This is a genomic window from Caballeronia humi, from assembly GCF_001544475.1.
Taxonomy (GTDB): domain Bacteria; phylum Pseudomonadota; class Gammaproteobacteria; order Burkholderiales; family Burkholderiaceae; genus Caballeronia; species Caballeronia humi.
This window is the reverse complement of the sequence record NZ_FCNW02000009.1, coordinates 152,901-170,640: the sequence shown is the minus strand read 5'-3', so window position 1 is coordinate 170,640 and position 17,740 is coordinate 152,901. Positions and strand designations below refer to the sequence as shown.

18 protein-coding genes and 1 pseudogene are annotated in these 17,740 nt (G+C 64.2%); 13 read left to right on the top strand and 6 right to left on the bottom strand.

Translation table 11 applies throughout. From position 1 onward, the window contains the following. Positions 1 to 168, top strand: a 168-nt coding sequence (locus AWB65_RS12270) for an aldehyde dehydrogenase family protein (protein WP_125474121.1), incomplete at its 5' end; no start/stop codon positions are given. A gap of 45 nt (positions 169 to 213) precedes the next feature. Here the strand turns inward: AWB65_RS12270 and AWB65_RS12265 are convergent. Continuing rightward, entirely contained in the window at positions 214 to 792 is a 579-nt protein-coding gene (locus AWB65_RS12265; protein ID WP_087667420.1) for a copper-binding protein, read from the bottom strand. Positions 793 to 950: 158 nt separating this feature from the next. On the opposite strand from AWB65_RS12265, the gene AWB65_RS12260 reads away from it, so the two are divergent. After that, on the top strand, positions 951 to 2,114 hold the full coding sequence (locus tag AWB65_RS12260; protein ID WP_087667419.1) for a metallophosphoesterase: 1,164 nt from the start codon (positions 951 to 953) through the stop codon (positions 2,112 to 2,114). Between the two features lie 264 nt (positions 2,115 to 2,378). On the opposite strand, the gene AWB65_RS12255 is transcribed toward AWB65_RS12260, so the two are convergent. Then, a complete protein-coding gene (locus tag AWB65_RS12255; protein ID WP_087667418.1) occupies positions 2,379 to 2,852 on the bottom strand; it encodes a hypothetical protein in 474 nt (157 codons plus the stop codon). Positions 2,853 to 3,231: 379 nt separating this feature from the next. Between AWB65_RS12255 and AWB65_RS12250 the strand changes: the two genes are divergently transcribed. The 4 genes from AWB65_RS12250 to AWB65_RS12235 all read left to right on the top strand — a co-directional run bounded on the left by AWB65_RS12250 (position 3,232) and on the right by AWB65_RS12235 (position 7,208). After that, complete coding sequence (locus tag AWB65_RS12250) at positions 3,232 to 3,918, top strand: GntR family transcriptional regulator (RefSeq protein ID WP_235007607.1); 687 nt, start codon at positions 3,232 to 3,234, stop codon at positions 3,916 to 3,918. A gap of 30 nt (positions 3,919 to 3,948) precedes the next feature. Continuing rightward, a complete protein-coding gene (locus AWB65_RS12245; RefSeq protein ID WP_087667435.1) occupies positions 3,949 to 4,740 on the top strand; it encodes an SDR family oxidoreductase in 792 nt (263 codons plus the stop codon). A 23-nt stretch (positions 4,741 to 4,763) separates the two neighbouring features. After that, positions 4,764 to 5,696: a 3,5-dioxohexanoate:acetyl-CoA acetone transferase gene (gene kce / locus AWB65_RS12240; RefSeq protein ID WP_087667417.1), complete on the top strand. Its 933-nt coding sequence runs from the start codon at positions 4,764 to 4,766 to the stop codon at positions 5,694 to 5,696. 183 nt (positions 5,697 to 5,879) lie between these two features. After that, positions 5,880 to 7,208: an MFS transporter gene (locus AWB65_RS12235; protein ID WP_087667416.1), complete on the top strand. Its 1,329-nt coding sequence runs from the start codon at positions 5,880 to 5,882 to the stop codon at positions 7,206 to 7,208. Between the two features lies 1 nt (position 7,209). Here the strand turns inward: AWB65_RS12235 and AWB65_RS12230 are convergent, their stop codons facing one another. Genes AWB65_RS12230 through AWB65_RS12215 form a run of 4 tightly spaced genes read right to left on the bottom strand, consistent with a single transcriptional unit; the run spans position 7,210 to position 10,062 of the window. Then, positions 7,210 to 7,791 carry a hydrolase gene (locus AWB65_RS12230; protein ID WP_087667415.1) on the bottom strand — a complete coding sequence of 194 codons (582 nt, stop codon included), beginning with the start codon at positions 7,789 to 7,791 and terminating at the stop codon, positions 7,210 to 7,212. A gap of 23 nt (positions 7,792 to 7,814) precedes the next feature. Beyond that, entirely contained in the window at positions 7,815 to 8,321 is a 507-nt protein-coding gene (msrB, locus tag AWB65_RS12225) for a peptide-methionine (R)-S-oxide reductase MsrB (protein ID WP_087667434.1), read from the bottom strand. A gap of 56 nt (positions 8,322 to 8,377) precedes the next feature. Continuing rightward, entirely contained in the window at positions 8,378 to 9,139 is a 762-nt protein-coding gene (locus AWB65_RS12220; RefSeq protein ID WP_087656484.1) for an ABC transporter permease, read from the bottom strand. After that, a complete protein-coding gene (locus tag AWB65_RS12215) occupies positions 9,136 to 10,062 on the bottom strand; it encodes an ABC transporter ATP-binding protein (protein WP_087667414.1) in 927 nt (308 codons plus the stop codon). Before AWB65_RS12215 ends, AWB65_RS12220 begins: the two co-directional genes overlap by 4 nt. Positions 10,063 to 10,166: 104 nt before the next feature. Here AWB65_RS12215 and AWB65_RS12210 point away from each other — a divergent pair, with 104 nt between their 5' ends. From AWB65_RS12210 to AWB65_RS12180, 7 genes and pseudogenes are all read left to right on the top strand, one after another. Beyond that, entirely contained in the window at positions 10,167 to 10,637 is a 471-nt protein-coding gene (locus tag AWB65_RS12210; protein WP_087667413.1) for a 2,4'-dihydroxyacetophenone dioxygenase family protein, read from the top strand. A gap of 58 nt (positions 10,638 to 10,695) precedes the next feature. Next, positions 10,696 to 11,694, top strand: coding sequence for an AraC family transcriptional regulator (locus AWB65_RS12205; protein ID WP_087667412.1), 999 nt, complete (start codon positions 10,696 to 10,698; stop codon positions 11,692 to 11,694). Between the two features lie 143 nt (positions 11,695 to 11,837). Further along, entirely contained in the window at positions 11,838 to 13,628 is a 1,791-nt protein-coding gene (locus AWB65_RS12200; protein WP_087667411.1) for an acyl-CoA dehydrogenase, read from the top strand. Between the two features lie 57 nt (positions 13,629 to 13,685). After that, complete coding sequence (locus tag AWB65_RS12195) at positions 13,686 to 14,537, top strand: 3-hydroxybutyryl-CoA dehydrogenase (protein ID WP_200821710.1); 852 nt, start codon at positions 13,686 to 13,688, stop codon at positions 14,535 to 14,537. Positions 14,538 to 14,545: 8 nt separating this feature from the next. Then, positions 14,546 to 15,836 (top strand): annotated as a pseudogene (locus tag AWB65_RS12190) (NAD(P)/FAD-dependent oxidoreductase). An 86-nt stretch (positions 15,837 to 15,922) separates the two neighbouring features. Further along, positions 15,923 to 16,840 carry a LysR family transcriptional regulator gene (locus tag AWB65_RS12185; protein WP_087667409.1) on the top strand — a complete coding sequence of 306 codons (918 nt, stop codon included), beginning with the start codon at positions 15,923 to 15,925 and terminating at the stop codon, positions 16,838 to 16,840. Then, positions 16,837 to 17,739: a DMT family transporter gene (locus tag AWB65_RS12180; protein ID WP_087667408.1), complete on the top strand. Its 903-nt coding sequence runs from the start codon at positions 16,837 to 16,839 to the stop codon at positions 17,737 to 17,739. Before AWB65_RS12185 ends, AWB65_RS12180 begins: the two co-directional genes overlap by 4 nt. Position 17,740: the final 1 nt, after the last annotated feature.

Genomic DNA, 17,740 nt, shown 5'->3' with positions numbered 1-17,740 from the left:
CGCGTGGCGGAAGCGCTGGAATACGGCATGGTCGGCATCAATACCGGTTTGATTTCGAACGAAGTCGCGCCGTTTGGTGGTGTGAAGCAATCGGGTTTAGGCCGCGAAGGCTCGCATTACGGCATCGATGATTATGTCGTCATCAAGTATTTGTGTATGGCGGTCTGATTCGCCAATAAAAACGGCCTGGCGATAAATCGCCAGGCCGTTTTTCTATTTTGGCTTCACTTCAACCGCAGCCGCTGAAACGAATACCGCGTGGATGGTATCGCCGGGTTTAATCCCTTTGGTATCGACGTCGTGTGGAATATCGAACGTATCGGTACGCCACGGGCCGCGCAGCGTAATCGTGCCGTTCTTGCGGTTGATGCTCTGAACGGTCGCGAGAATCTCGACTTGCCGCGCCGATTCGAATCCCGACGCTCCCGAAGCCGGCGCATAAACCGACGTATCGACGCGCTTGCGAATTCCCTTGTCGGCGCCGGATGCTTTCTCTGCGGTCACGAGCAGCGCGTTCTGGTAAAGCACATCGACCTGATCGCCGACCTTCAACTGATCGAAATTGTTGACCTCATTGCTGACTACTGCCGTCGTCACGACGCCTTTCGCGCCGCGTAATGTCAATGTGCGCGTGGCGGCATCGATACCGATGATTTGCGCCTGCAAATGAACCGGCTGCGCGGCGCCAGCGATTTTCTGCGCCGATTTTGCAAGCGAATCGTTCTGAGCGTAAGCGAAAATCGGAATAGCCGATGCCGCGATAATCAGCGCCGCACTCCATCTTGCTTTCATTCGATATCTCCAGAGAATTGACGCGCGGAAGCAATTTATACCGCGCGCATTTACCTGCTGTCCACCCCGCCGGCGCGCAGTCTTAAGCGAACCGGTAGAATCGGCTACGTCTCCGGCGCGGCGTCACGCCGCCCGCCTTTTCCTCCTTCAGGCGCTCTATGCGACGCTCCGCGTTTTTTCTTCGCGTCATCGGTATCGGCATTCTGTTTCACCTTTACGTCGGCATGCGGCTGATTCCGGCGATGCCAGTCGGCGCCCCGCTTCGCTGGCTCGCGGCCCTTGTGCTCGTCGCATCGATCCTGCTGATTCCGCTCGGCATGTCCGCGCGCACGATCGAACAGCAGCCGCTCTCCGATCGCCTCGCCTGGATCGGCCTGCTCGCGATGGGATTTTTCTCATCGCTGCTCGTGCTGACTTTCGCGCGCGACGTGGCGCTGCTCGTGATCCACCTCGTCGACTGGGCGCGCGGCGCGGCGGTCGGCTCGCCCGCGTTCACCGCCTGGAGCGCGCTGGCCGTGCCGGGACTGGCGATGCTGTCGTCGTCGGTCGGGTTTTACAACGCGCGGCGGCGGGCGCCCGTCGTCACCGTCGATGTGCCGATCGACAACCTGCCCGCCGCGCTGAACGGCTTCACGATCGTACAGATCAGCGATATCCACGTCGGGCCGACCATCAAGCGTCACTACGTGGAGCGGATCGTCGCGGCGGTCAACGGGCTCCAGCCCGATTTGATCGCGGTAACGGGCGATGTAGTCGATGGCGCCGTGCCGCATCTCGCCGATCACACGCGGCCGCTCGGCGAACTGAGCGCGCGGCACGGCGCGTTTCTCGTGACGGGCAACCACGAGTACTACTCGGGCGCCGAAAAGTGGATCGCGGAGTTCCGTCGGCTCGGCCTGACGGTGCTGATGAACCAGCACGTCGTGCTCGAACACGACGGCGCGCGCGCGATCATCGCGGGCGTGACCGATTACAACGCGGGCAGCTTCGACCCATCGCACCAGAGCGATCCGGCGGCGGCGCTCCGCGGAGCTCCCGCCGATGCCACCGTGCGCGTCCTGCTTGCGCACCAGCCGCGCAGCGCGCCGGCGGCGGCGGACGCCGGTTTCACGCTGCAACTCTCCGGGCACACGCACGGCGGGCAGTTCTTTCCGTGGAACTTCTTCGTGCGTCTGCAACAGCCGTTCGTCTCTGGCCTCGACAAGCTCGGCGGACTCTGGGTCTACACGAGTCGCGGAACCGGCTATTGGGGCCCGCCAAAGCGGCTTGGAGCGCCATCGGAGATAACGCGCCTGCGTCTGGTGGCGGGTTCGGGCGGATAGGAGGAAAAAGCGAGGCGGCCATCCGGATTGCGCCGGATGGCCTGGGGAGAACGACGGGAATTCGCTGAGGTACAACTCTATCCCGCGTTCCGCGCTCGGGGAAAGCGCGTCGTCCGGCGGACCTCAAAGGGCCCTTGCTGCCCACCGGACATCCGTCGGCTGGCAGATGGGGGAACTGCCAATCAATGGAAGCGAGACGTTACCGAAGCGCAGACCCCGGCGATACACGAAAACTCCGACAAATCCGAACGGCGCGTCGGAAGATTACGCGCCGGCTTGCGCGCCGAGATCGACGGAAACGCGCGAACCGGCCTTCATCGCCGATGCCTTCGCTGCATCGCTGGCCTGCACGGACATTTCCGCGCCCTGAGCATCCTTGAGCGTCACGACGCCGGTTTTATCGTCCGCGCTGACAATTTGCGCGATGCGCGCGGCTTGTTCGCCGTCACCCAGCACCGTCAGGTGGATGCGGCGCGTCGTCGTGCCGAACACGCGCTGGCCGCTTTGCAGCTTGTCGAGATTCGGGACGTTCGCGCCGACTTCGAGCGTGGCGGTGCCGCCCTGTGCGTCCTCGATCGTGACGATGCGCTTGGCCGCGTCGACCGATTTCACCGTGCCCGAGACCTGCATCGACGCTTGGCCGTCGAGCGTGGCGGCACCAGGTGCGGCATTAGCGGCGAACGATGCGGCAGCGAGAATAGCGGCGGACGAAAGATGCGAAAGGGATTTGATGTTCATGATATTGCTCCGGCTGACTTGAGGAATTTCTCGCAGCGATCATTTAGATCGGGGTAAAAATCGCGAAAGAAACGAGTCTGTTTTTCGAGATAACCCTTGTCAACCAATTCGGTTTCTTTCCGCGATTCCTTATTTTCGAGACAACCGCATTAATCGCTGATATTCAGCGATTTGACGCGGGGCATTATCAGCTCAATCTAAAAGCGATTAATCCGTATTGAATTGCTGCACGTCCGGTTCACCGTGCTCCGTGTTTTCCCCTACGCCTTCGACGTTGACATTGGCACCCGCGGACACGACACTGCATGCAACTGTGATCACAGGTCACACATCGCATAGCAAGGAGTTGTCGGTGGGAATTCGTTCGGTCCAGCACGCCATGCCCGCGCTCGAAGTCGTCGCGCACGAGACGATGGCGGGCAAGGTATACCAGCAATTGCGTGAAGCGATCATGAGCGGCCGCTTCGCGCCCGGCCAGGCACTCAGCCTGCGCGGGGTCGCGGAAGCCGTCGGCTCGTCGACGATGCCGGTACGCGGCGCGCTCACGCGTTTGCAGGCGGAAGGCGCGCTCGTCGACGGGCCGGGCCGCGCGCTGATGGTGCCGCCGATGACCTTCGATTTGATCGAGGAACTGCGCGACGTGCGCATCGCACTGGAAGGCTGCGTTGCCGAGCGCGCGGCCTCGCGGATGACCGATGCGCGCCTCGCCGCCGTCCAGCGAATCTACGACTCGATGAGCGCTTACGTCGAAGCAGGAGATTCCGCCGCCTACCTGCGCGCCAATTTCGCGTTCCATACGAGCATCTACACGCACGGCGCGAGCGACATCACGCTCGCCACGATCCAGAACATGTGGATGCGAATCGGGCCGTTCCTGAACATGGTCGCGCCTGACATCCCGCACATGCGGCGCTCGATGGCCGCGCACCGGCGCATCGTCGATGCGCTCTGGCGCCGCGACGGCGGGCAAGCGCGCGCCGGCATCGCGCAGGACATCGGCGACGCGGCGGAGGATTTGAGCGAGCGCCTTCGTGCGCCCGTCGAGAAAGTCGCTGCAGCATCTTAAAAACAATCACTGGAGAAACATCGGATGGATATGAAAGCACTCGAACTTCTCGCGCCACGCGCTGGCTTGCGCGTTTTGATCACCGGCGGCGCGTCGGGCATCGGCCTCGCGATCGCGAAGGCGTTCTTGTCGACGGGCGCGCGCGTGCATGTCTGCGACATCGACGGCAAGGCGATCGACACCCTCTCCACCGCGACGCCCGGCATCACCGGCACGCGGGCCAACGTCGCCGACCAAGCCGACGTCGCGCGCGTCTTCGACGATGTCGATCGCGAACTCGGCGGCCTCGACGTGCTGATCAACAACGCGGGCATCGCCGGTCCGACGGGTGGCATCGACGAAATCGAGGCGTCTGACTGGGAAAAAACCGTCGACATCAACCTGAATAGCCATTTCCAGTTCACGCGGCGCGCCGTGCCGAAGCTGCGTCAAGCGGCGGACGGCGGCGTGATCGTGTTCATTTCCTCGGTGGCCGGGCGGCTCGGATACGGCTTTCGCACGCCCTATTCGGCGACCAAATGGGCGGTCGTCGGGCTGGCCAAGAGCCTCGCGATCGAGCTCGGTCCGGACAACATCCGCGTGAACGCCGTGCAGCCGGGCATCGTAAAGGGACCGCGCATGGAAGGTGTGATCGCCGCGCGCGCGAAGCAACTCGGCATCAGCTACGAAGACATGGAAGCGCGTTATCTCGAAAAGATTTCGCTGCGCCGCATGGTCACGCAAGAAGAAGTGGCGGCGAGCGTGCTGTTCCTCGCCTCGCCCGCCGGCAGCGCGATTTCGGGACAGGCGCTGTCGGTCTGCGGCAACGTCGAAACCCTCTGATAGACAGGTCACGGACACAACTCATGGCAACCACTCGCAAAGTCATCATCACCTGCGCCCCGACGGGCGCGATCCACACGCCGTCGATGTCACCGCATCTGCCGGTCACGCCCGATCAGATCGCAGACGCCGCGCTCGCAGCCGCCAAGGAAGGCGCCGCGATCCTGCACCTGCACGCGCGCGATCCCGAAAACGGCCGTCCGACGCAAGATCCGGCCGTTTTCGAGCGCTTTCTGCCGCGCGTGAAGGCCGGAACCGACGCCGTCATCAACTTGACGACGGGCGGCAGCCCGCACATGACGGTCGCCGAGCGGCTGAAGCCCGCGCATTATTTCCAGCCGGAAGTGGCGTCGCTGAACATGGGGTCGATGAACTTCGGCCTCTATCCGATGCTCGACCGCTTCAAGGAGTTCAAGCACGACTGGGAACGCAAGCATCTCGCGAACAGCCGCGACCTCGTCTTCAAGAACACGTTCGCCGACATCGAATACATCCTGACGTCGTGCGGCGCGAACGGCACGCGCTTCGAGTTCGAGTGCTACGACATCTCGCATCTCTATAACCTCGCGCATTTCGTCGACCGCGGGCTCGCGAAGGCGCCGTTCTTCGTGCAGAGCGTGTTCGGGCTGCTCGGCGGCATCGGCGGGCATCCGGAAGACCTCGCGCACATGAAACGCACCGCCGATCGCCTGTTCGGCGACGACTTCGTCTGGTCGATCCTCGGCGCCGGGCGCAACCAGATTCCGCTCGCGACGCTCGGCGTCGCGCAAGGGTCGAATGTGCGCGTGGGGCTAGAAGATTCGCTGTGGATCGCGCCGGGCAAGCTCGCCGAATCGAGCGCGGCGCAGGTTCGCAAGATCCGCCAGGTGATCGAAGGGCTGTCGCTGGAAGTGGCGACGCCGCAGGAAGCCCGCGCGATGCTCGCGTTGAAAGGCGGCGACAACGTCGCGTTCTGATTCCGCCACCGCATCTATCTCAAATCATTAAAAAATCCGGAGACAAACGACATGCAGGCAACGAACACAAAGCGCACCGGCCATTCGCGCCGATGAAACGCGCAAACGGGCTGCGGCCCGCCCTCACCTAACCGTTTCGGCTCCGCGCGGCCGCCCCGCCGCCGCGCACCTTCTGGAGTAACCATGTCAACGCACAACGCGCCAACGCAGCAATCGTCGCTGAACAAGCTATTGATCAGGAAGCTGATGCCGCTTCTCGTGATCGTCTACGTGATCAGTTTTCTCGACCGCACGAATATCGCGCTCGCGAAGGCATCGATGGGTATCGACCTCGGCATGTCGTCGGCTGCCTACGGGCTCGGCGCCGGCCTCTTCTTCCTGACCTACGCGCTGTTCGAGATTCCGAGCAACCTCGTGATGCACAAGGTCGGTGCGCGCTTCTGGATCACGCGGATCATGATCACGTGGGGCCTGCTCTCGATCGGCATGGCCTTCGTGCGCGGCGAAACGTCGTTCTACGTGATGCGGCTCTTGCTCGGCGCAGCGGAAGCGGGCCTGTTTCCGGGCGTGATGCTGTATCTGACCTACTGGTTCGGCCGCGAGGAGCGCGCCCGGGCGACGGGTTATTTCCTGCTCGGCGTATGTATCGCGAATATCGTCGGCGGGCCGCTCGGCGGCGCGCTGCTCGAACTCGACGGGGCCCTCGGCTTTCACGGTTGGCAGTGGCTCTTCGTGATCGAAGGGCTGCCGGCGGTGCTGCTCGCCTATGTGGTCTGGAAGGTGTTGCCGGATCGTCCGACGAAAGCGTCATGGCTGCCGCGCGCCGAAGCCGAAGCGCTGGAAAAGCGTCTCGCCGCCGAGCAGGACAGCCGCAGCGGCGGCCGTTCCGCGCATTCGTTCCGTACGTGTCTGCGTGACCGTCAGGTCTGGCTCGCGATCTTCGTGTATTTCTGTCACCAGCTGACGATCTACACCACGATCTTCTTTTTGCCAGGAATCATCGGGAAGTCGGGGCATTTTTCGCCGTTCGCGATCGGGCTTTTGAGCGCCACGCCCTGGCTCGCAGCCGCAGTCGGCGCCGCGACGCTGCCGCGCTTCGCAAGCGACTCCGTGAAGAGCCGCCGGATTCTCGTCGGCGGATTGGTGGTGATGGCCTCGGGCCTCCTGATCGCCGCTTATTCGACGCCCGCGATCGGCCTGCTCGGCGTGAGCCTGTCGGCGTCGATGTTCTTCGTCGTGCAGTCGATCATCTTCACGTTTCCCTCGTCGCGCTTGTCCGGCAGCGCGCTCGCGGGCGGCCTCGGGCTGGTCAATTCGTGCGGTCTGCTCGGCGGATTCGTCGGACCGACGGTCATGGGCCTGATCGAGCAATCGACCGGACGCGCGATGAACGGACTCGTCGCGCTGGCTGTCGCGTTGGTCATCGCCGCGGTGTGCAGCCTGCGCCTGCGGCACGGCGCGGAAGAACGTCAGACGACGGTGGGAACGGCGGCGGCGCGCGAAGCGGTCTGATTCAAACCAGCGCCGCGATCACCTGCTCCGTCGAGCGAATGCGCCCGATGCGCGGAAACACATAGCGGAACGTGGATTCGTGCGTATCGGCGTGCAGGTCGCTCATCGCGTCCTCGACAAAAATCTGTTGATAGCCGTGCTCGAAGGCCGCGCGCGCCGTCGATTCGACACCGACATGTGTCGCGATGCCGCCGAGCACGATCGTCTCGATGCCGCGCCGGCGCAGTTGCAGATCGAGTTCGGTGCCGAAGAACGCGCCCCACTGGCGCTTCGTGATCAGGACATCCGACGCCTGCGCGCCGATCTCCGGGCACAGGTCGGTCCAGCCGGCAGGTTCGGCGGCGGGCTGAGTCTGGCCGGTGTCGGTGATCGGCCGCAAACCACCGGGCGCGCCGGGGAACGCTACTTTCACCAGCACGACGAGCGCATCGAGCGCGCGGAAACGGTCGGCGAGCGTGCGCGCGTTGGCGAGGACGTCGGCGGCGCTGTTCGGCTGCACTGGCAATGCGGCGATGCCCGCCTGCAAGTCGATCAGCACGAGCGCGGTAGAACGGCTTTCGAGCCTGAAATCGTCGATAGTCATTTGAATCGTTCCGTGACCGTGAATCAAACCGCCGTCGGCACAAACGTCATCGCGACGCCGTTCATGCAGTAGCGCAGACCGGTGGGTTTCGGGCCGTCGTCGAAGACGTGGCCAAGGTGGCCGCCGCAGCGCCGGCAGTGCACTTCGTTGCGCTCCATGCCGAACGACGCGTCCGTGCGCGTGGCGACGGCGCCGTCGAGCGGCTGCCAGAAGCTCGGCCAGCCAGTGCCGCTCTCGAACTTCGTCCTGGACGAAAAGAGGTCCAGCCCGCACCCCGCGCACGCGAAGAGGCCCGCGCGATGTTCGTCGTTGAGTGGGCTCGTGAACGGCCGCTCCGTGTTTTCCTGGCGCAGCACCTTGTATTGCGCGGGCGTCAGCAGCTTGCGCCACTCGGACTCGCTGCGCGTGATTTCGTATGACGTGGCGGCGGACGTCTGCGCGGACGCCGATCCCACCCCGCGCCACGACGCCGTGCCGCCCGCCACGGTCGCCGCGAGCGCTCCGAGGAAACTGCGTTTGGTGCCTTTCATGATGGTCACCCGAAAGATTCGCCAATCCATATTAGACGCGCCAGGATGCCTGGTTACTATGCTTTGAGCCGATAACCCGTCCGAAAGATCCACGCGGCGATGCCCGTGAACACGCCGAGAAACACGAGCGTCATCGCGAGACTCACGCCGACGCTCACGTCCGCGAGTCCGTAGAAGCTCCAGCGGAAGCCGCTGATCAGATACACAACCGGGTTGAACAGCGCGACCGCCTTCCAGAACGGCGGCAGGATGTTGATCGAGTAGAAGCTGCCGCCGAGGAATGTCAGCGGCGTGACGATCAGAAGCGGGATCACCTGCAGCTTCTCGAAGCCGTCGGCCCAGATGCCAATGATGAACCCGAGCAGGCTGAACGTCACCGACGTGAGCAGCAGGAACACGATCATCCAGACCGGATGATCGATGCGAAGCGGCACGAAAAGGCGCGCGGTCACGAGGATGATGAGGCCGAGCACGACCGATTTCGTCGCCGCCGCGCCCACGTAGCTCACGACGATCTCCAGATGAGAGATCGGCGCGGAAAGCAGCTCATAGATGGTCCCGGTGAACTTCGGAAAGTAGATGCCGAACGATGCGTTCGAGATGCTCTGCGTCAGGAGCGACAGCATCACGAGCCCCGGCACGATGAACGCGCCGTAGCTGATGCCTTCGACTTCCGGAATGCGCGAGCCGATCGCGGCACCGAACACGACAAAATAAAGCGACGTCGAAATCACCGGCGACACGATGCTCTGCATCAGCGTGCGCGCCGTGCGTGCCATTTCGAAGCGGTAGATCGCGCGCACTGCGTGGAGGTTCATGCGGTCTCCCTGACCAGACTCACGAAAATGTCTTCGAGCGAGCTTTGCGTCGTCTGAAGATCCTTGAACTTGACGCCGGCTTCATCGATATGGCGCAACAGCGCGATGATGCGGCCCGGTTCGTCGTGGGCGTCGTAGGTGTAGATCAGCTCGGTCTTGTCGGCTGAGAGTTCCATGCCGTACTGTTCGAGCGCGGCGGGCACATGGTCGAGCGCGTGATCGAGTTGCAGCGTGAGCTTCTTCTGGCCGAGCTTGCGCATCAGTTCCGCTTTCTCTTCGACCAGGATGATCTCGCCGCCGTTGATCACGCCGATGCGATCAGCCATCTCCTCTGCTTCCTCGATGTAGTGCGTCGTCAGGATGATCGTCACGCCGCTTGCCTGCAGCGAGCGCACGAGCTGCCACATGTCGCGCCGCAATTCGACGTCGACGCCAGCGGTGGGTTCGTCGAGAAAGAGGATGTCGGGTTCGTGCGAGAGCGCCTTCGCGATCAGCACGCGCCGCTTCATGCCGCCCGAGAGCGTGATGATCTTGTTGTCCTTCTTGCCCCACAGCGAAAGCGACTTGAGCACCTTCTCGATGTGCGCCGGGTTCGGCGGCTTGCCGAAGAGGCCGCGGCTGAACGAGACGGTCGCCCAGACGGTTTCGAAGGCGTCGGTGGTGAGTTCCTGCGGCACGAGGCCGATCATCGCGCGGGCAGCGCGGTAGTCCGTCAGGATGTCGTGGCCGTCAACGACGACGCTTCCCTCGCTCGGGTTGACGATCCCGCAAATCGTGCTGATGAGCGTCGTCTTGCCCGCGCCGTTCGGGCCGAGCAGCGCGAAGATTTCGCCGCGCCTGATCTCGAGGTCGATGCCTTTCAGCGCCTGAAAGCCGGACGCGTACGTCTTGCCGAGCTTCGATACGGTGATGATTGTTTGCATGGCGTGGACAATATCAGATACCGTCGAAATCGGCTCGACCGGCCGGGCCGCCTGTCACAATGACGCGGTGCAACAGCCGATGCAGCCAACAGGAGCCGAGAGCCATGCTGTTCGAACAGATCGAAACCGCCTGCATCAACGATGCGGACGTGCCGTGGGTGCCGTTCACGCCGTACAGCGACGAGGTGTTCGTCAAGTATTTCAAGCTCGACCCGATTCGCGGCGAAGTCATCGCGCTGCTGAAAGCGCCCGCCACCGGCGAGATGCCGATCCATCATCACACCGGCACGGTGATCGTCTACACGGTGCAGGGGCGGTGGAAATATCGCGAGCACGACTGGATCGCGGACAAGGGCAGCATCGTGTATGAGGTGGCGGGATCGAGCCACACGCCGCAAGCGCTTCCCGGCGACGAGGATATCGTCACGCTCAACATCATCCAGGGCGAACTGCTCTTCATGAACGAGCGCAACGAGGTGATCGCAATCGAGAACTGGCGCAGCGGCTGGGATCGCTACGCGGCGTATTGCGCGACTAACGGCATCGAGCCGCGCGATCTGACGGCGTTTCGTTGAGCCTTTCGACGCGGGTGTATGACAAAATAGGCCACGCTCCCGGCTCGCTAAAACCCTTTTGAACCCGCTTTCCGCCACCGTTCCCATCTCGGTCGTCAACGGCTTTCTGTCGGGCGCCGACCGTCGCGCCATCGCGCGACTCGCCGAGCGCTCGGGCATCCCGCACGAACTGCTGCGCGAACCGGCCGCGCGCGTGACGCAGGAACAGTTCTCGACGCTCTATCGCCTGCTCGCGATGGAACTCGATGATGAAATGCCCGGCATCTTCAGCCGGCCGCTGCGCAACGGCACGCTGAAATACCTGTGCCTGAGCCTGCTGGACGCATCGAAACTCGAAATCGCGCTGCATCGTTTCGGGCAGTTCTTTCACCTGATCCTCGACGACTTTCGCCTGCAATCGCAACGCGACGGCGCGCTCGGCTATGTCGAAATGATCGCGATTCCGGATGGACCGAAGGTCAGCAAGCTGGGGCGCGTCCTGATGCTCAAGCTCGTGCACGGCGTGGCGTCGTGGCTCGTCGGACAGAAGATTCCGCTCGCGGAAGTCGATTTCGATTTCGCGCGTCCACCGCAAGCGGGCGATCACGCCGATCTCTTTCCCGGCCCCGTGCGTTTCGGCTGCGAGACGACGCGTATTCGTTTCGATGCCGCGTATCTCGACATGCCGATCCGCCAGCGCAAGCCCGACCTGAAGAAGTTTCTTGCGCGCGCGCCGGAAGACTGGATCTTCGTCTCGTTCGCCGAGCAGATGACTTCTCACCGCGTGCGGCAATACATGGCCGAGCGGCTGCCGGGGACGCCGACCGTCGATGCCGTCGCGCAGGATCTGCACCACTCCGTGCGCACGCTGTGCCGTCGGCTAGCGGCCGAGGGCACGACGTTTCAGGCGATCAAGGACGAAGTGCGGCGCGATATCGCGATTCAGCGGCTCACGCGCTCGGGCGACGCGATTGCGGAGATCGCGTACGACGTAGGGTTCGATAACCCTACCGCGTTTCACCGGGCGTTCCGGCACTGGACGGGAAGCACGCCGAATGCGTACCGGAAGACCACCTGAGGGTTTGCACGGAAGCGGCGTGATTTGTCAATCAAAGGGCAGATTCGGATACCTGCGATAGCGAGGTAAGGCGCTACGATGGGTCATTCGCATTTTGCACCGCGCGAAAGCGTTGCGCGGACCCCATACGGAGACAGACAAAGATGACCTACGCCGCGCCGCTGAAAGACATGTTGTTCGTGATCGACGAACTCGCCAACATCGCCAACGTCGCCACGTTGCCGGGCTTCGAGGACGCCACGCTCGAAACCGCCCAAGCCGTGCTCGACGAAGCCGCGAAGTTCAACGGCGAGGTTCTGGCGCCACTGAACATCGAAGGCGACAAGCATCCGAGCACATGGCACGACGGCGTTGTCACGACGACCGCCGGCTTCAAGGACGCGTTCCGCCAGTTCGGCGAAGGCGGCTGGCAAGGCGTGATGCATCCGTCCGAATTCGGCGGACAGGCGCTGCCGAAGCTCATCGCCACGCCGTGCATCGAAATGCTGAACAGCGCGAACCTGTCCTTCGCTTTGTGTCCGCTTTTGACGGACGGCGCGATCGAAGCGCTCCTGACCGCCGGTTCCGACAACCTGAAAGCGCGCTATCTGCCGAAGCTCATCGAAGGCAAATGGACCGGCACGATGAACCTCACCGAGCCGCAAGCCGGTTCCGATCTCGCGCTCGTGCGCACGCGCGCCGAGCCGCAAGGCGACGGCACGTACAAGGTGTTCGGCACGAAGATCTTCATCACGTACGGCGAGCACGACATGGCGGAGAACATCGTCCATCTCGTGCTGGCGCGCACGCCGGATGCACCCGAAGGCGTCAAGGGCATCTCGCTCTTTCTCGTGCCGAAGTTCATGGTGAACGAAGACGGTTCGCCCGGCGCGCGCAACGACGTGCATTGCGTCTCGATCGAACACAAGCTCGGCATCAAGGCGAGCCCGACCGCCGTCCTGCAATTCGGCGATCACGGCGGCGCGACCGGTTACCTGATCGGCGAGGAGAATCGCGGCCTCGAATACATGTTCATCATGATGAACGCGGCACGTTTCGCGGTCGGCGTGCAGGGCATCGCGGTGTCGGAGCGTGCGTATCAACTCGCCGCCGCCTACGCGAAAGAGCGCGTGCAGAGCCGTCCCGTCGACGGCTCCGCCAAGCAGTCGGTCGCGATCATCCACCATCCGGATGTGCGCCGCATGCTCATGACGATGCGTGCGCTGACCGAAGGCGCGCGCGCCCTCGCCTACGTCGCGGCCGCGCATTCGGACATCGCGCACCATTCCGACGATGCCGCCACGCGCGCCGACCACGCGGCGATCTACGAATACCTCGTGCCGGTCGTGAAAGGCTGGAGCACGGAGATGTCGATCGATGTCGCGAGCCTCGGCGTGCAGGTGCATGGCGGCATGGGCTTCATCGAGGAGACGGGCGCCGCGCAGCACTATCGCGATGCGCGCATCCTGACGATCTACGAAGGCACGACCGCGATCCAGGCCAACGACCTGATCGGCCGCAAGACGGTGCGCGACGGCGGCGCGGCGGCCCGCGCGGTCCTTGCGCAAATCGACGCGACGCTCGCCGCGCTGAAGCAGCACGACGGCGCCGCCTTCGACGCAATGCACAGCCGCCTGCAAGCGGGACGGGCCGCGCTCGCGAATGTCGTCGATTTCGTGCTGCAGAACACGAAGAGCGATCCGAACGCCGTGTTCACGGGCAGCGTCGCGTACCTGAAGCTCGCGGGCATCGTGCTGTCGGGCTGGCAAATGGCGCGCGCGATGATCGCCGCGACGCAAAAGCACGCCGCCGACCCGTCGTTTTACGACGCGAAGATCACCACCGCGCATTTCTTCGCCGATCACATCCTGCCCCAGGCCGTCGCACTGGAGGCGTCGATCGTCAGCGCGAAGGGCAACCGGAGCGTCCTTGCGCTGGACGTCGACCAGTTCTGAATTTGCGCTGGTTACAATGACCGACCAAATTCAACCGGGCAGACAGGAGCAATGCAAATGAAGATCGAAACCGTCGGCATCGTCGGCGCAGGAACGATGGGCAACGGCATCGCGCAGATCGCGGCGGTCGCGGGCCTCAAGACCATCATGATCGACGTCACCGATGCCGCGCTCGCGAAGGGCGTCGCGACGCTCACCGGCAGCCTTGCGCGCCTCGTCTCGAAGGACAAGCTCGATGCCGCCACGCGCGACGCCGCGCTCGCGCGCATCGAAACGTCGACGGATTACCAGCGCCTGGCCGCCGCCGACATCGTGATCGAAGCGGCCACCGAGAACGCCGATCTCAAGATCCGCATCCTGAAGCAGATCGAAGCCGTCGTGCGGGCCGAGGCGATCATCGCGTCGAATACGTCGTCGATTTCGATCACTGCGCTCGGCGCCACGCTCGACAAGTCCGAGCGCTTCATCGGCATGCACTTCTTCAACCCGGTGCCGCTGTTGCCGCTCGTCGAAGTGATTCGCGGCGTGCAGACGAGCGACGACACCGCCGCAAGCGTGCGCGAACTGACCGAAAAGCTCGGCAAATCGCCGATTGGCGTGAAGAATTCGCCGGGCTTCGTCGTCAACCGCATCCTCGTGCCGATGATCAACGAGGCGTTCTTCGTGCTGCAGGAAGGCGTCGCGACGGCCGAGGAAATCGATGAGGGCATGAAGCTCGGCGCGAATCATCCGATCGGGCCGCTCGCGTTGGCCGATCTGGTCGGGCTGGACGTGTGCCTCTCGGTGATGGACGTGTTCCTGAAGGACTTCGGCGATTCGAAATATCGCGCGTGTCCGCTGTTGCGCGAACTCGTCGCGGCGGGGCATCTCGGGCGCAAGACCAAGCGCGGCGTGTACCGGTACGACTGAACGGCCGCATGATCGCCGAAGATCACAACTACTACCACGCCACCGTCCGCGACAAGGCCATCTATAACCCACTCGCGGGCCGTGTCGATACGAAGGTGTGCATCGTCGGCGGCGGATTTGCGGGCGCCAACACGGCGCTCGGGCTCGCGGAACGCGGCGTGCGGGACGTCGTGCTGCTGGAGTCGCATTACATCGGACGCGGGGCGTCGGGCAGGAACGGCGGCTTCGTGTTCGGCGGCTTCTCGCTCGGCGAGGAGACGTTGCTCGCCGAACTTGGCGCCGACAAGGCGCGTGCGTTGTACGTGGGGACGGTCGCCTCGGTGGAACTGATCCGCGAGCGGATCGCGCGTCACGCGATCGAATGCAGCATGGAGGACAGCGGCGTCATCCTCGCGAACTGGTTCCGCAACGACGCCGCGATGCTGCGCCGTCAGCGCATCCTGAAGGACGCGTTCGGCATCGAGTGGGAATACCTCGACCGCGCGCGGATGCGCGAGCGCATCCACAGTGAGCGCTATTACTCCGGGCTGTTCGAGCCCAACGCGCTGCATTTCCATCCGCTCGACTATCTGCGGTATCGCGCGCGTCGCTGAGGCGCGCGGCGTGCGGCTCTACGAGGCGTCGCCAGTGACATCGCTCACGCGCGACGGCGCAGGATGGATCGTCACGACCGCCACCGGCAGCGTGCACGCCGAACATGTCGTGCTGTCGTGCGGCGGCTATCTCGCTGGCCTGCGACGCGAGATCGACGCGAGCATCCTGCCTATCGCCACCTACATCCTCGTGACGGAGCCGCTCGGCGCGCGTCTCGCCGATTGCTTCGGCACGCGCGCCGCGATCTACGACACGCGCTTCGCCTTCGACTATTACCGGCCGCTCACCGATACACGCATCCTCTGGGGCGGGCGAATTTCAGTGCTCGACCGCTCGCCCGCGCAGGTGAAGGCGCTCCTGACCAAGGATCTGCAGAAGGTGTTCCCGTCGCTGGCGGGCGTTCGTGTCGACTACGCGTGGTCGGGACTCATGAGCTACGCGCGCCATCAGATGCCGCAGATCGGTCAAAGCGAGCCGAACCTGTGGTTCGCGCAGGGCTTCGGCGGCCACGGCGTCGCACCGACGACGCTCGCCGGCGAGACCCTCGCGTCGGCCATCGCGGAAGGCGGCGACGGCTGGAAGCAGTTCAGCCGCTTTGGTCTGGCCTCTGCGTACAAACCGGCGGGACTGCTCGCGGCGCAGTTGAGCTATTCGCGGGCGCAACTGAAAGACCGCTACAACGAATTCATCGAAGGAATTTTCTAGACGACGCGGCGCTGCTCGCGGTGGTGGACGCACCCTGGCCTTTCGCCGTAGCATTCTCCCGGTAAACCCGTTCGATGGAGTCGAACATGTTGTCCGAGGAAGAACTGGCGCTGCTCGATGCGATCCGCGAAACCGGCAGTCTCTCGCGCGCCGCCGCACGCCTGGGCAAAGCGCCGTCGACGGTCTCGCACGCCGCCCGCCAGCTCGAAACCCGCTTCGACGCTCTTTTGTTCGACCGCCGCCGCTATCGGCTGCAACTGACGCCCGCCGGGCATCTGCTCGCGGAGGAAGCGGCGCGCCTGATGCTCGACGTCTCGCGGATGACGCAGCGCGTGCGCCAGATCGCAAGCGGCTGGGAAGACCGGCTGTGGATCGTCTCCGATGAAATCCTCGAATTCGATACGCTCCTGCCCGTCATCCGCGCCTTCGATGCGCTCGATTCCGGCGTCACGTTGCGCTTCACGCACGAGGTGCTGAGCGGCACCTGGGAAGCCTTGCGCGACGGCCGCGCGGACCTGATCGTCGGCGCGACCAACGAGCCGCCTGCGATCCCCGGCCTGCGCTGGTTCGAACTCGGCGTGATGGAATGGGTGTTCGCGGTGTCGCCGCGCCATCCGCTCGTATCCGTCGACGGTCCGCTCAGGCGCGAGCAGATCCTCGCGCACCGGGCGGTCGTGGTGGCGGATTCGTCGCGGATGTCGGCGGGACGCGCGTACGGGCTGCTCGGCGGACAGGCCGCGCTCGCCGTGCCCAACATGCGCGCCAAGATACTCGCGCAGCGGCAAGGGCTCGGGATCGGCTGGCTGCCGCGGCATCGGGTTGCATCGCTCATGAAAAGCGGCGAATTGATCGAAAAGCCGACCGCCGATCCGCGCGAACCGAACACGCTGTATGTCGCGTGGCGCGGCGACCATGAAGGCCGCGCGCTGCAATGGTGGCTCGAACAGTTCCGGGAGCCGCGGCTCGCCAGGCTGCTCGTCGAAGGGCTTGCCGTCGCGCCATGAGTGAGAAGCCGACCGACGCCGCCCCGCCCTGGCTGAAAATCGCGCCAGCTCTCTTCCTGCTGCTGTGGTCGAGCGGATTTGTCTTCCTGAAGCTCGGCCTCGCCTACGCCGATCCACTGACGTTCCTCGCGCTGCGCTACGCGTGCGTGGTCGCGATTCTCGCCGTGCCGTTCGTCGCGATGCGTCCGCCGCTGCCCGCGAGCCGCGCCGGCTGGCTCCATATCGCGATGGTCGGCCTGCTGATTCAGGCGGGGTATTTCGCGTTCACTTACCTGAGTCTGAAGGCGGGCAGCACGCCTGCGGAAGTCGCGCTGATCACGTCGCAGCAGCCGATTCTGATCGGCCTGCTCGCGCCGGCGATCGCGGGAGAGCGCGTCGATGCGGTGCGCTGGGCGGGGCTCGCGCTCGGCGTGGCGGGCGCGGGGATCGTCATCCTCGCCCGCTCGACGGTGCATCCGGGCGCGCCAATCGGCATCCTGTTCGCGGTGCTCGCGCTCCTTTCGATGACCGCAGGCACGCTCTACGAGAAGCGCTTCGGCGAAGCAGCGCATCCGGTGACGGCCAATCTCGTGCAGTACGCAGTCGGTCTCGCGGTCTCGGCGCCGCTCGCCGTCCTGCTCGAACCGATGCACATCGTCTGGAGCGGCGGCCTCTTCGCCTCGCTCGCTTATCTCGTGCTGGCGAATTCGATCGTCGCGATCTCGCTCTATCTCGCCATGATCCGCTACGGCGAGGCATCGCGCGTGTCGGCGCTGTTCTTTCTCGTGCCGCCGTCGACGGCGGTGATCGCGTTCCTCCTGCTCGGCGAGCCGATTCCGCCGCTCGCCTGGGCCGGCATGGCGCTCGCGGCGATCGGCATCCTGCTGGTGATGCGCAGCGGTTCGGGCGCGCGCCGGTAGA